The sequence below is a fragment of the Sphingomonas sp. genome (assembly GCF_039595165.1).
Classification (GTDB): Bacteria; Pseudomonadota; Alphaproteobacteria; order Sphingomonadales; family Sphingomonadaceae; genus Sphingomonas.
Map to the genome: position 1 here is coordinate 1 of NZ_JBCNMA010000095.1, position 13,121 is coordinate 13,121.

General features: G+C 68.6%; 15 protein-coding genes and 1 tRNA gene. 5 read left to right on the forward strand and 11 right to left on the reverse strand.

Annotation, left to right across the window (positions count from 1 at the left end):
• Positions 1-21 precede the first annotated feature (21 nt).
• Together ABDV68_RS14185 and folK are read right to left on the reverse strand one after the other, a co-directional pair.
• A tRNA-Lys gene (locus ABDV68_RS14185) sits at positions 22-97 on the reverse strand.
• Positions 98-406: 309 nt separating this feature from the next.
• Positions 407-886, reverse strand: a complete 480-nt coding sequence (gene folK / locus ABDV68_RS14190; protein ID WP_343520716.1) for a 2-amino-4-hydroxy-6-hydroxymethyldihydropteridine diphosphokinase — start codon at positions 884-886, stop codon at positions 407-409.
• A gap of 23 nt (positions 887-909) precedes the next feature.
• Between folK and ABDV68_RS14195 the strand changes: the two genes are divergently transcribed.
• Positions 910-1,566 (forward strand): uracil-DNA glycosylase, encoded by a 657-nt coding sequence (locus tag ABDV68_RS14195; RefSeq protein WP_343520717.1) that lies wholly within the window; start codon positions 910-912, stop codon positions 1,564-1,566.
• Between the two features lie 394 nt (positions 1,567-1,960).
• Here the strand turns inward: ABDV68_RS14195 and aguB are convergent, their stop codons facing one another.
• The 8 genes from aguB to rpiB form a co-directional block, all read right to left on the reverse strand.
• A complete protein-coding gene (gene aguB / locus ABDV68_RS14200) occupies positions 1,961-2,815 on the reverse strand; it encodes an N-carbamoylputrescine amidase (protein ID WP_343520718.1) in 855 nt (284 codons plus the stop codon).
• Positions 2,816-2,950: 135 nt separating this feature from the next.
• Positions 2,951-3,916, reverse strand: coding sequence for an agmatine deiminase family protein (locus ABDV68_RS14205; RefSeq protein WP_343520719.1), 966 nt, complete (start codon positions 3,914-3,916; stop codon positions 2,951-2,953).
• A gap of 6 nt (positions 3,917-3,922) precedes the next feature.
• Complete coding sequence (locus tag ABDV68_RS14210; protein WP_343520732.1) at positions 3,923-5,491, reverse strand: M28 family metallopeptidase; 1,569 nt, start codon at positions 5,489-5,491, stop codon at positions 3,923-3,925.
• A gap of 211 nt (positions 5,492-5,702) precedes the next feature.
• Positions 5,703-6,317, reverse strand: a complete 615-nt coding sequence (rpsD, locus tag ABDV68_RS14215) for a 30S ribosomal protein S4 (RefSeq protein ID WP_343520720.1) — start codon at positions 6,315-6,317, stop codon at positions 5,703-5,705.
• A gap of 155 nt (positions 6,318-6,472) precedes the next feature.
• The gene (locus ABDV68_RS14220) at positions 6,473-7,201 is read right to left on the reverse strand and encodes an RNA methyltransferase (RefSeq protein WP_343520722.1); all 729 of its coding nucleotides are present in this window, start codon (positions 7,199-7,201) and stop codon (positions 6,473-6,475) included.
• A complete protein-coding gene (gene nrdR / locus ABDV68_RS14225) occupies positions 7,198-7,671 on the reverse strand; it encodes a transcriptional regulator NrdR (RefSeq protein ID WP_343520723.1) in 474 nt (157 codons plus the stop codon). Before nrdR ends, ABDV68_RS14220 begins: the two co-directional genes overlap by 4 nt.
• Positions 7,672-7,674: 3 nt before the next feature.
• Positions 7,675-8,982, reverse strand: a complete 1,308-nt coding sequence (gene glyA / locus ABDV68_RS14230) for a serine hydroxymethyltransferase (RefSeq protein ID WP_343520724.1) — start codon at positions 8,980-8,982, stop codon at positions 7,675-7,677.
• An 11-nt stretch (positions 8,983-8,993) separates the two neighbouring features.
• Positions 8,994-9,431: a ribose 5-phosphate isomerase B gene (rpiB, locus tag ABDV68_RS14235; RefSeq protein ID WP_343520725.1), complete on the reverse strand. Its 438-nt coding sequence runs from the start codon at positions 9,429-9,431 to the stop codon at positions 8,994-8,996.
• Positions 9,432-9,537: 106 nt separating this feature from the next.
• Here rpiB and ABDV68_RS14240 point away from each other — a divergent pair, with 106 nt between their 5' ends.
• The 3 genes from ABDV68_RS14240 (at position 9,538) to ABDV68_RS14250 (ending at position 11,967) form a co-directional block, all read left to right on the forward strand.
• Positions 9,538-10,005 (forward strand): hypothetical protein, encoded by a 468-nt coding sequence (locus ABDV68_RS14240; protein ID WP_343520727.1) that lies wholly within the window; start codon positions 9,538-9,540, stop codon positions 10,003-10,005.
• Between the two features lie 85 nt (positions 10,006-10,090).
• The gene (locus ABDV68_RS14245; protein WP_343520728.1) at positions 10,091-11,323 is read left to right on the forward strand and encodes a DUF3419 family protein; all 1,233 of its coding nucleotides are present in this window, start codon (positions 10,091-10,093) and stop codon (positions 11,321-11,323) included.
• Positions 11,324-11,343: 20 nt separating this feature from the next.
• A complete protein-coding gene (locus ABDV68_RS14250) occupies positions 11,344-11,967 on the forward strand; it encodes a class I SAM-dependent methyltransferase (protein ID WP_343520734.1) in 624 nt (207 codons plus the stop codon).
• Here the strand turns inward: ABDV68_RS14250 and ABDV68_RS14255 are convergent.
• On the reverse strand, positions 11,964-12,626 hold the full coding sequence (locus ABDV68_RS14255) for a hypothetical protein (protein WP_343520730.1): 663 nt from the start codon (positions 12,624-12,626) through the stop codon (positions 11,964-11,966). The two genes, ABDV68_RS14250 and ABDV68_RS14255, sit on opposite strands and share 4 nt — an antisense overlap.
• Here ABDV68_RS14255 and ABDV68_RS14260 point away from each other — a divergent pair.
• Complete coding sequence (locus tag ABDV68_RS14260) at positions 12,625-13,008, forward strand: hypothetical protein (RefSeq protein ID WP_343520731.1); 384 nt, start codon at positions 12,625-12,627, stop codon at positions 13,006-13,008. The two genes, ABDV68_RS14255 and ABDV68_RS14260, sit on opposite strands and share 2 nt — an antisense overlap.
• The last annotated feature ends 113 nt before the right edge of the window (positions 13,009-13,121 follow it).

Here is a 13,121-nt window from a genome sequence, read left to right on the forward strand (position 1 = left end):
CCGCGGCGGGCCGGCATCAAGTGGTGGGCTCGTCGGGGCTCGAACCCGAGACCTACAGATTAAAAGTCCGTTGCTCTACCAACTGAGCTACGAGCCCGCACTTGAGGGTGGGGTGCACCTAGGGGCGCGATCCCGTGCGGTCAACCGGCGCAGCGCTTCGCGACGTGCACTTCGTCCTTGTCGATCGTACCCGTGACCCCGCAGAAGCGCGGCTCGCGGTCGCGCTTGCCGCCGTCGTTGCCGCGGTAAGGCTTGCGCGGGGCCGGTGGGTACGGTGTCGTCGAACACGCGGAGCTGCGTCCCACCGGCATAGGACGGGCGATAGGCCCCCGCGCTCGGCTGGGGCGGCGGCGCTTCCGCTGCCTGGCGTGTCCCGAGCGCGAAGGGCAACGGGATCAGCGGCATCCTACGCTCCCTTGCCGAGCAGCATGGCGAGCTGACGCATCGTGCGGCCGGTGAGGGGATCGCGCCAGTCCGGCACGATCGCGTTCAACGGCTGCAGCACGAACCCGCGCCGCCGGAACTGTGGGTGCGGGATGACGAGATCGCCGCTCGCCCATGCCCCGCCCGACCACAGGATGATGTCGAGATCGATCACCCGCATGTCCCAGCGCCGTCCGCGCCGCCGGCCGAAATCGCGCTCGATCCGCTTCAGGCGCGCGAGCAGCGCCGGCGGGGCTTCGTCGCTCGCGATCAGCGCGGCGGCATTGGCGAAGCGGCGACGCGAGGGGCCGAGCGGCGCGGTCGCGATGATCGGCGAGGCCCTCACCACCCCGTCGATCGCGGCGAGCGCGGCGCGCAGCTCGGCCTCGGGCGCGCCGTGGCGGCCGCGGCGGTTTGAGCCGAGAGCGACGACATAAAGCGAGGCCGGGGTTGAGCTTGTCACGTCGCACGGCCTATCGCGGCCGGATGACCCCGCCAAGCCCGCTTCCGGATACCGAGCCGCCGCACGACTGCCCGCGTTGTCCGCGACTGGTGGCGCTGCGACAGGAGCTGCGCGCTGAGCATCCCGGCTGGTGGAACGCGCCGGTACCGGCGTTGGGCGATCCGCAAGCGTGGCTCGGCATCATCGGCCTCGCACCCGGCAAGCACGGCGCCAACCGCACCGGGCGGCCGTTCACCGGCGACTATGCCGGCGACCTGATGTTCGCGACGCTGGCCAAGTTCGGGTTTACCGACGGGACGTACGAAGCGCGACCCGATGACGGGTTGCAGCTCAAAGGCGCGATCATCATCAACTCGGTCAAGTGCCTGCCGCCCGAGAACAAGCCGACGCCCGAGGAGGCGCGCAACTGCCGCCCCTTCGCCGACGCCCAGGCCAATGCCATCCCGGCGCGCATCTTCGTCGCGCTCGGCCAGATCGCACACCAGAGCGCGGTCAAGATCCTGGGCGGCAAGCTTCCCAAATGCCGCTTCGCCCACCTCGCCGAGCACCGCATGCCCGACGGGCGCGTGCTGATCGATAGCTACCATTGCTCGCGCTACAACCAGAATACCGGGCGGCTGACGGCCGAGATGTTCGAGGCGGTGTTCGCGCGGGCGCGGGCGCTGCGCGGAACGGTGTGACGGGCGGAAGTATACACTAGCTTGACACTGTCGCGGGTGTCGCGCGCGGTTGACGAAGTTGACACAAATCCGGGTGTTCGAGCCAAACGCGACGGGAACGCGGCAGCGACGTGACCGTCCGGCGCAATACGCACACGAGCCTTTGGAGGCACCCGTTCCCTCAACCATGAGGAAGCAAATGAACTCCAACATTGCAAGGGCCGCGTGGGAAATTTGGTTCACGCGAAGGCGCAAGGACGCGAAGAGGATTGCCTTCGGCGCGAAGCGCACCGCCAACCGACCGTTCAGCGCGCGCCACGCTCGGGAGCAGTGACAGCCGCTTCGCGGCAAACGACATCTTCGCGCCGTTGCGCCTTCGCGTGAACCAATCTGCCTTTTCGGCTTCGAGCCATCCTCACACATCCTCGACCATGCGCCGGTAGAGCTCGGGCCGCCGGTCGCGGAAGAAGCCCATGCCGGCGCGATGCTTGCGCGCACGATCCAGATCCAGGGTCGCGGTGAGCACGCCGGTTTCCTCCGCCCCGAACTCGGCGAGGATGTCGCCCCATTCGTCGCAGATGAAGCTGTGGCCGTAGAAGCGCTGGCCGCCTTCGGTGCCGATGCGGTTCGAGGCGATCACGGGCACGACGTTGGAGACGGCGTGGCCGATCATCGCGCGGCGCCACATGCGGCTGGTGTCGAGATCGGCGTCATAGGGCTCGGAGCCGATCGCGGTGGGGTAGAAGAGCAGTTCCGCGCCCATCAGCATCATCGTGCGCGCGGTCTCCGGATACCATTGGTCCCAGCAGATGCCGACGCCGAGCGTCGCGTCCGCCGCCGGCCCCTCCCACACCTTGAAGCCGGTGTTGCCGGGGCGGAAGTAGAATTTTTCCTCATAGCCCGGGCCATCGGGGATGTGGCTCTTGCGGTAGACCCCCGCGACCTTGCCGTCGGGGCCGATCATCGCGAGGCTGTTGTAGAAATGCGGGCCGTCCGCCTCGAAGAAGCTGGTGGGGATATGGATTTGGAGTTCCGCCGCCAGTTTTTGCATCGCGGTGACCGCGGGGTGAGTGGCGACGGGCCTGGCGGTCGCGAACAGCCCCTCGTCCTCGACGCGGCAGAAATATTCGCCTTCGAACAGCTCGGGCGGGAGCACGACCTGCGCGCCCTTCCCCGCCGCCTCGCGGACGAGGTCGGCGACGTTGGCGATGTTCTGCGCGACGTCGCTGGAGAAGGCGAGCTGCAGCGCGGCGACGGTGATCTGGGTCATGGCGGGGTATTTAGACGGCCCGCCCCTCTTCGTCACCCCGGGCTTGACCCGGGGTTGGGCTGTCTTTCGGCGGCGAAAAGATAAGCCTTGGCCCGGCTCAAGGCCGGGCTGACGATAAGGGGTAAGGTTGGACGCCTATTTCGGAATCTGCTGCGAGATGCAGTGGAAGCTGCCGCCGCCGGTCAGGATATGGTCCGCGCGCAGACCCACCGCCTCGCGGCCGGGGAACAGCGCGCCGATCGTCTCGACCGCCTTGCGGTCGTTGGGCTGGCCGTAGACGGGCACCACCACCGCGGCGTTGCCGATGTAGAAGTTCATGTAGCTCGCCGGGACCACCTCGTCGCCGTGCATCACCCGGCCGGGCGAGGGGATGGGGACGACCTCGACCCCGAACGCCTCGGCGCGGCGGCGGGCGTCGGCATAGACCAGCCAGTTGGGGTCGTTCTCCTCGGGCACCGGTATCGCCAGCCGGTTCTCGCCGACGAAGCGCGCGAGATTGTCGACATGGCCGTCGGTGTGATCCATCGCCAGGCCGTTGCCGAGCCACAGCACGCGATCGAAGCCGAGATCCTCGTACAGCCGCTCCTCCGCCTCGCGCATCGACAGGCCGGGGTTGCGGTTGCGGTTGAGCAGGCACTGTTCGGTGGTGACGACCAGGCCGGTGCCGTCCCAGTCGATCGAGCCGCCCTCGAGCACCCAGTCGTGCGGCTGCACCTCGATGCGGCGCTTCCCGGCGAGCAGCGCGCCGACCTCGACATCCCCTTCGTAATTATACTTGCCGCCCCAGCCGTTGAACTCGAAATCGTGACCGACGCCCTTGTTGTCGACGATCACGCCGGTGTCGCGCAGCCAGATGTCGCCGAACGGAGTCACCACCACCCTGGCCGAATCCCCCGCGAGCAGCCGCGCCGCTGCGGCCGCCTCCTCGTCCGCGGCGACGAGCAGCACCTGCTCGCCCGCGCCGCCGGCATGGACTGCGCGGGCGAAGGCGGCGACTTCGGCGCGGGCGGCGCCCAGCGACTCCCACAGCTCCGGATGGCTGGGGAAGCCGATCCAAACGGCCTTGTGCTTGGCCCATTCAGGCGGCGGCGTCGGCTTCATGTGCGGTTACTTCGCTCCCTGGCGGCTCTTGTCGCGGGCGGCGCGGAATTCGTCGCCCTCGACCCAGTTGGGCCAGTCGGTGGTCGAGGCCAGCGCGCGGCCGACGGCATAATAGATCTGCAGATCCTTCTCCACGCCCGCCCAGTTCCAGTTCGGGTCGAACTCGTCCTTGGGGCCGTGGTACTTGTTCTTCTCATAGTCCTGCGCCGCGGCCTTGCCCGCCGCGGTGCCGCCTTCGACCAGGTCGTCGCCCGCATCGAAATAGAGCATCGGCACGCCGTGCTTGGCGAGCATGAAGTGGTCGGAACGATAGTAGAAGCCCTTCTCCGGGGTCGGCTCGTTGCTGGCGACGCGGCCCTGCTTCGCCAGCGCGCGGTCGAGATAGGCGTCGAGCCCCGACTTGCCCTTGCCGACGACGATCACGTTCTTCGCCGGGGGCGTCATGTTGAGCGCGTCCATGTTCACGCCGCCCACGGTCTTGGCGAGCGGATAGATCGGGTTGTCGCCATAATATTTGGAGCCGAGCAGGCCCGATTCCTCGGCGGTGACGGCGATGAAGACGAGGCTGCGGTCGGGCGCGCCGGCCTTGGCATTGGCTTCGGCGAGCGCGACCAGCGCGGCGGTGCCGGTGGCGTTGTCGATCGCGCCGTTGCAGATGTCGTCGCCGTCGGGCGCGGCTTCGCAGCGGCCGAGATGGTCCCAGTGGGCAGTGTAGAGGACATATTCGTCCGGGCGCGTCTTGCCGGGGAGGATGCCGATCACGTTCTTCGAGGCGTGCTTGCGGATGTCGTTGTCGAAGCTGAGCGAGGCCTTGACCTCGCCGAGCGCGACCGGCTTGAAGCCTTTCTGCTTGGCCGCGGCGGCGAGCTTGTCGAAGTCCTGCCCGGCGCTGGCGAACAGCGCCTTGGCCTTGTCGAGCTGGATCCAGCCGATCGCGGCGGACTGATCGGCATGGCCGTTGGCGGCGTCGGCGACCTGCTGCTCGCCGGTCCAGCTCGACTGGACGACGTTCCAGCCATAGGCGGCGGGCTCGGTCTGGTGGACGATGATCGCGGCGGCGGCGCCCTGGCGCGCGGCCTCCTCGTACTTGTAGGTCCAGCGGCCGTAATAGGTCATCGCGCGGCCGTTGAACTGGCCCTTGGCTTCGGGGGTCTCCCAGTCGGGGTCGTTGACGAGGATGACGACGGTCTTCCCCTTCACGTCGAGACCGGCATAGTCGTTCCAGCCTTTTTCCGGCGCGTTGATGCCGTAGCCGACGAACACGACGGGGCTGTCCTTGACCTCGACCTTCGGGGTCACGCGATAGGTGCCGGCGACGAATTCGGGGCCGTATTTGAGGCTGATCGGCTGGCTGCCGCCGGTGAAGGTAAGCGGCGAGACGTTCTTCGCGGTGATCGCGACCAGCGGCACGTCCTGGAACCAGCTGCCGTTGTTGCCGGGCTGGAGCCCTGCCTTCTGGAATTGCTGGACGAGATAATCGAGCGTCTTCTTCTCGCCTTCGGTGCCGGGCGCACGGCCCTCGAACTCGTCGGAGGAGAGGACCCGCGTCGTCTCCTTGAGCGTCTCCATCGGCATGGCGGGGAGATCGGGCTCGGGCGCGGTGGTGGGGGCGGTGTTGCAGGCCGCGAGGCCAAGCAGGGCCAGCAGGGCGAGGCGCATCGGCATCATCTCCGGTAATTTCATTGCGCGACTTGTGGCAGCGGCCCGCGGCGGGAGCAAGCGGGTGCGCAAACGAAAAGGGCGGCCCCGAAGGACCGCCCTTTGCTGTTCCGGCTGAAGCCAGACCTCAGCGCGAATAGAACTCGACGACCAGGTTCGGCTCCATCTTCACCGGGTACGGCACCTCGTCGAGGGTCGGCACGCGGGTGAAGGTGATCTTCGACGCGCCATCCGGGGCGACGTAATCGGGGATGTCGCGCTCGGCGAGGCTCTGCGCCTCCATCACCAGCGCCATCTCCTGCGCCTTGCCGCCGAGTTCGACGGTCTCGCCCGGCTTGATGCGGCGCGAGCCGATGTTGCACTTCTCGCCATTGACCTTGACGTGGCCGTGGTTGACCAGCTGGCGCGCGGCGAAGATCGTCGGCGCGAACTTGGCGCGATAGACGATCATGTCGAGGCGCTGCTCGAGCAGGCCGATCAGGTTCTGGCCGGTATCGCCCTTGAGACGCGACGCCTCCTCATAGGTGCGTTTGAACTGCTTCTCGGTGATGTCGCCGTAATAGCCCTTGAGCTTCTGCTTGGCGCGCAGCTGGATGCCGAAGTCCGACATCTTGCCCTTGCGGCGCTGGCCGTGCTGGCCGGGGCCGTATTCGCGCTTGTTGACGGGCGACTTGGGACGACCCCAGATGTTCTCGCCCATCCGGCGGTCGAGCTTGTACTTGGCGCTGGAGCGCTTCGACATTTGAACTTCCTTACAACTGCTAACGACGTTGACCCGGCAGCTGGCTGCCTGATCGCGATTCCGGTATCGCCTGCGTCATGGACACAGGGCCGCCGCTTCACCGGAGTGCGGGGCCGATTGCGAAGGCGCGCGGTTAGCGGCGCGGGCGGCGCGAGTCAAGTTCGGCCGGCGCGCTCGCGCTTCTTCCCCTCCAGCGCGGAAAGCACGCCGCGCAGCGTGCGCAGTTCCTGCTCGGTCCAGCCCGGTTTGGTGAGCAGGTTGCGCAGCGTGAGCTTGGTCGTCGGCACGCGGTCGGGCGGGTAGAAATAGCCGCTATTCTCAAGCAGCGCCTCGAAATGGCCGATCAGGCCCTCGAGCTCGGCCTGCGGCGCCGGGGGATCGAGATCGACGCGCGGCGGCTGGACGAGCGCCTGCCCCTTCGACCATTCATACGCGACGAGGATCACCGCCTGCGCCAGGTTGAGCGAGCCGAATTCGGGGTTGATCGGCACGGTGAGGATCGAGCGGGCGAGCGCGACATCCTCGGTCTCCAGCCCCGAGCGCTCGGGCCCGAACAGGATCGCCGAGCGGCCGGGCGCGGCATGGATCTCGTCCGCCGCCTCGGCCGGGGTGACGACCGGCTTGGTCACGCCGCGCTTGCGCACGGTGGTGGCGTAGACATGCTCGCAATCGGCCACCGCCTCGGCGACGCTGTCGAACACGCGCGCCTGTTCGAGCACGATGTCGGCGCCGCTCGCCGCCGGGCCGGCCGACGGGTTGGGCCAGCCGTCGCGCGGTGACACCAGGCGCATCTCGGCCAGCCCGAAATTGAGCATCGCGCGCGCCGCCTTGCCGATATTCTCGCCGAGCTGAGGACGGACGAGGACGATGGCCGGCGCGGTCATCCCTTGCCCACCTCGGTGATGCTGCCGGCGAACTCCTCGAAGTCCCGCGCCTCGCGGAAGTCGCGATAGACGCTGGCGAAGCGGATATAGGCGACCGAATCAAGGCCCTTGAGCCCTTCCATCACCAGCTCGCCGATGCGCTGGGATGGAATCTCGGTCTCGCCCTGGGTCTCGAGCTGGCGCTGGATGCCGGAGACGAGCTTCTCGATCTGGCCGGCGGTGATCGGACGCTTGCGGCAGGCGAGCGAGACCGAGCGGATCAGCTTGTCGCGCTCGAACGGTTCGCGCCGGGAATCGCCGGTGCCTTCGGACTTGAGCACGGTGAGCTCGCGCAGCTGGATCCGCTCGAAGGTCGTGAAGCGCGCCGCGCACGCCTCGCACTGGCGGCGGCGGCGGATCGCCGCCCCATCCTCGGTGGGGCGGCTGTCCTTTACCTGGCTGGCCTCATGTCCGCAGAACGGGCAGCGCAATCCTCACGCCTCCGGGTAGATCGGGAAGCGCTCGCACAGCGCGCGCACGCGGTTGCGGACATTGGCCTCGACCTCGGCGTCGCCGCCCTCGCCCTTCGACCGCAAGCCGTCGAGCACGTCGGCGACCATGTTGCCGATCTCGCGGAACTCGGCCGGGCCGAAGCCGCGCGTGGTGCCGGCGGGCGAGCCGACGCGGATGCCGCTGGTCTTGACCGGGGGCAGCGGGTCGTTGGGGATGCCGTTCTTGTTGCAGGTGATCGCGGCGCGCTCGAGCGCCTCGTCGGCGTCCTTGCCGGTGACGCCGAGCGGGGTCAGGTCGATCAGGGCGAGGTGCGTGTCGGTGCCGCCCGACACCACCGCCGCGCCGCGCTCGGTCAGCGTCGCGGCGAGCACCTTGGCGTTTTCGACCACCGCAGCGGCATAGGCCTTGAAGTCGGGGCGCAGCGCTTCGCCGAACGCAACCGCCTTGGCGGCGATGACGTGCATCAGCGGGCCGCCCTGGAGGCCCGGGAAGACCGCCGAGTTGATCTTCTTGGCGATCGCCTCGTCATCGGTGAAGATGGCGCCGCCGCGGGGCCCGCGCAGCGTCTTGTGCGTGGTGGTCGTCACGACATGGGCGTGACCGAACGGGGTCGGGTGGACGCCGCCCGCGACGAGGCCCGCGAAATGGGCCATGTCGACCATGAAGTACGCGCCGACCTCGTCCGCGATCGCGCGGAACCTGGCGAAATCGATGTGGCGCGGATAGGCCGAGCCGCCGGCGATGATGATCGTCGGCTTGTGCTCGCGCGCCAGCGCCGCGACCTGGTCATAGTCGATCTGGTGCGTGTCGGGCTTCACGCCATACTGGACGGCGTTGAACCACTTGCCGCTCATCGCCGCCTTTGCGCCGTGAGTGAGATGGCCGCCCGAATCGAGGCTGAGCCCCATGATCGTGTCGCCCGGCTTGGCCAGCGCCAGCATCACCGCGCCATTGGCCTGCGCGCCCGAATGCGGCTGGACGTTGGCGAAGCCGCAGCCGAACAGCTGCCTGGCGCGGTCGATCGCGAGCTGCTCGACCTCGTCCGAAGGGTGGCAGCCCTGATAGTAGCGCTTGCCGGGATAACCCTCGGCATATTTGTTGGTGAACACGCTGCCCTGCGCCTCGAGCACCGCCCTGGAGACGATATTCTCGCTGGCGATCAGCTCGATCTGATACTGCTCGCGCTCGAGTTCGTGCGTGACGCCGGCGAACACCGCGGGATCGGCGTCGGCGAGGTTGCGGGTGAAGAAGCCGTCGGGCTGGACGGCGGAGATCGGGTTGGTGCTCATAATCGGGTCCTTCAGAGAGCCGGGTCGGTCAGCTTGTCCACCCGGCGCTGATGACGATCGCCGCCGAATTCGGTGGCGAGGAAGGCGGTGACGCAGGCCTTGGCCATTTCGGGCCCGATCAGCCGGGCGCCCATGGCGATGACGTTCGCGTCGTTGTGCTCGCGCGCGAGGCGGGCGGAGAGCGGCTCGGAGACCAGCGCGCAACGCGCGTGCCGCACGCGATTGACCGCGATCGAGATGCCGATGCCCGAGCCGCACAGCGCGACGCCGCGTTCGGCGCTGCCCTCCGCGATCGCCTTGCCCAGGGCAAAGCCGAAATCGGGATAGTCGACGCTGGCCGGTCCGTCGGTGCCGAGGTCGAGCACCGCGTGCCCCTCCCCGCGGAGCCAGTCGGCGAGGACCGCCTTGAGTTCGTAGGCGGCGTGATCCGAAGCGATGGCGATGCGCATTGGAAGAGCGGTGCGTTCCCTGAGCTGAGCGGATGCCGGCTCTCTAGGCGTTTGGCGCGGCAAAGGCTACACCGGATCGGCGAAAGTTCGAGTTGGAGGGGCAATCATGCGGCTTTTGGCGGTGAGCGCGGCGCTGGCGGCTTCGGCGGCGCTGGCGGGATGCGGCGAGATGAGCAACGAGCAGCAGGCCGCGCTGGTCGAGAACGCGGTGGCGAATGCCGAGGCGATCGCGGAGAATGTGACGGCCGAGGCGAAGAAGGCCGAGAAGGCGGCGCAGGCGCCCAGCCGCGACGGCTGGATCGGCAAGTGGATCGGCGTCGAGGGGCTGGTGCTGACGATCGAGAAGGATCCGTCGGGGCCGGGCCGCTACCGCCTGACCAACACCTACAGCCTCGACCCGGGCGCGACCGGCACCTTCACGGGCATGGCGACGGAAGAGGGCATGTCCTTCACCCGGCCCGATGGCGCGAAGGTGCTGCGCGCGACCGATGGAACGGAGACCGGTCTCAAATATCTCGAGGGCAAGAAGGATTGCCTGACCGTAACGATCGGCGAGGGCTATTGCCGCGACTGATTGGTGACAATATCGTGACGACAGGCGTCACGGGACTGACATGCGGCAGACATATGCGCCCGACCGGGATTCCCAGGAGCGTCACATGGGTACGATTGCCAGCCAGCCGCGCAACCGCGCGGTGCGCACCGCCGTTCACCGCCACGAACATCTGAGCAAGGAAGGGCTGCTCGAACGCGCCTTCACCTTCGCCTTTCGCGGCCTGGTCTATGCGCAGATCTGGGAAGACCCCGAAGTCGACATGGAGGCGCTGGCGATCACCCCCGACTGCCACGTCGTGACGATCGCGAGCGGCGGGTGCAACGTGCTCTCCTATCTCACCGCCGATCCCGCCAGGATTACCGCGGTCGACCTCAACACCGCGCATATCGCGCTCAACAAATTGAAGGTCGCGGCGGCGCAGCATCTGCCCGATCACGCCGCTTTCCACCGCTTTTTCGGCCAGGCCAACCGGCCCGAGAACATCGCGGCTTATCGCACCCTCACCCCGCATCTCGACGAGACGACGCGGCGCTACTGGGAGGGCCGCGACCTTGCCGGCCGCCGCCGGATCAAGGGCTTTGCCGGCGGCTTCTACAAGCGCGGCCTGCTCGGCGGGTTCATCGGCGCGGCGCACCTCCTCGCCAAGCTCTACCGCATCGACCCGCGCGAGCTGCTCGCGGCGAAGACCCCCGAGGAACAGCGCGCGATCTTCGAGACGCGGCTCGCCCCGGTGTTCGACAAGAAGTTCGTGCGCTGGCTGATCGACCAGCCCGCCTCGCTGTTCGGGCTCGGCATCCCGCCCGCGCAGTACGAGGCGCTGGCGGCGGACGATCCGCGCGGGATCAAGGCGGTGCTGCGGCGGCGGCTGGAGAAGCTCGCCTGCGACTTCGATCTCTCCGACAATTATTTCGCGTGGCAGGCGTTCGGCCGCGGCTATGGCGAGGGCGCGGATGCGCCGCTGCCGCCCTATCTGCAGGCCGGCAACTATGACGCGGTGCGCGAGCGGGCCGATCGCGTCGAGGTGCGGCACCAGAATTTCGTCGAGTATCTCGAATCGATGCCGCCAGGCTCGCTCGACCGCTACATCCTGCTCGACGCGCAGGACTGGATGACCGACGCGCAGCTCAACCGGCTGTGGGGCGAGATCACGCGCACCGCCAAGCCCAGCGCGCGGGTGCTGTTCCGCACCGCAGCGGCGCCGACGCTGCTGCCGGGCCGCGTCGCCGACGCGATCCTCGACCGCTGGGACTATGCCGAGGCCGAATCGCTCGGCTTCACCGCGCGCGACCGCTCGGCGATCTATGGCGGCGTGCACCTCTACCGCCTGAAGCCGTGAGCGAAACGCACGCCCAGCGCATGGACGGCGTCTATGCGGCGCAGCGCCACATCTACGACCTCACGCGCAAATATTACCTGCTCGGGCGCGACAAGCTGATCGCCGAGCTGGCGCCGCCGCCGGGCGGGACGGTGCTCGAGGTCGGCTGCGGCACCGCGCGCAACCTGATCGCGGCGGCGAAACGCTGGCCGCAGGCGCGCTTCTATGGGCTCGACATCTCCGAGGCGATGCTGACGACCGCACGGGCCAAGGTGGGTGCGGCGGGCCTGTCCGACCGCATCATGCTGGCGCAGGGCGACGCGGCGAAGTTCGACGCGACGTCGCTGTTCGGCGTGGACGGCTTCGACCGTGTGTTCCTCAGCTACACGCTGTCGATGATCCCCGACTGGACCGGCGCGATCGAGCAAGCGGCCAAGGCGGTGGCGCCCGGCGGGGCGTTGCGCGTGGTCGATTTCGGGCAGCAGGAGCGGCTGCCGGACTGGTGGCGGCGCGCGCTGTTCGCCTGGCTCGCGCGCTTCCACGTCACGCCGCGCCGCGACCTGCCGGTGGCGCTCAGGCACACGGCGGCGGCGAGCGGGCTGCAGATGGGGTTCGAGCCGCTGCTGCGCGGCTATGCCTGGGCCGGGAGCCTCAGCCGCGCTTAGCTCCGCCAGCCCCAGGGCAAGGGCGGCGCGGGCATGGGGCGGGTGAGATCGAACTCGACGCGGAAATGGCGGCCGGGACGTCGCAGCTCATAGGCGAAGCGCGCTCCATCCACCTCCATCGCCCAGACATTGGCGACCGAGCGCTCGGCGTTGTTGGCGCGGAACAGCGCGATCGATTCCGCGTCCGCGGGGAATTCCTGCCGCGTCGCGGCGCCGAGCGCGATGGTGTCGCCGCCATACATGGTGAGCGTGTCGGAGCTGCCGTCCGCATGCCGGTGGTCGTGCTTGAGCCGCAGCCCCGTCGCCGTTCGCGTCACCACCCATGTGCGCGAGCGGTCCTCGCCGGCATGGAAGGGCATGCGCACCCGGCCCGGCTCGCACGAGGCGACATGCATCACGAGGTCCTTGCCGGTAAACGCGGCGTCGGCGGGATCGGTGGCGACCACGCGGCCGGCGAACGCCTTGCCGCACAGCGCCGTGAGCCGGGTCAGAAAGGCATCGGCGGGGGCGGCCGGGGCGGTACGCGGCGCGCAGCCCGACAGAATGGCCGCGGCGAGCGATAGAATGAGGGCAACTTTCATCGAAGTCTTTCGTTGCGGTCGCGGTACGATGGCCTTCTTGCCGCCATCCGCCTCGGTCTTGAAGAGAGGAACGATCATGAAGCGTCTCATTGGTCTTTCGGCAATCGCCGCGCTCGCCCTGCCCACCGGCGCCATGGCGCAGCGCGGCTGGGAGACGATCGGCTTCCGCACCGTCGGCGCGGGTTCCGATCGCGATACGATCGCCGTGCGCGGCAACGAGCGGCATCGCCAGATCCGCATCTGCTCCATCAACCGTCCGATCGGCCTGCAGGACGTCCGCGTGCGCTTCAACAACGGCGCGCGGCAGGACATCCGCACCCGTCAGGTGCTGCGCGGCGGCACCTGCACCGCGGCCAAGGACTTGCGCGGGCGCGGGCGCAACCTGCGCACGGTCGACATCACCTATACCAAGCTGCAGCGCGGCGTGCTGCCGCCGCTGGTGCGCATCCAGGCGCGCTGACATGGGAGCGCGGCGGGCGCGCTACTTCGCCCCGCCGCGCGCCTGTTCGCGCATCGAGCCGCGCAGGAAGCGCGCGGCGAACCACATGCGGCGCGCGGTCTTGCCGACCAGCG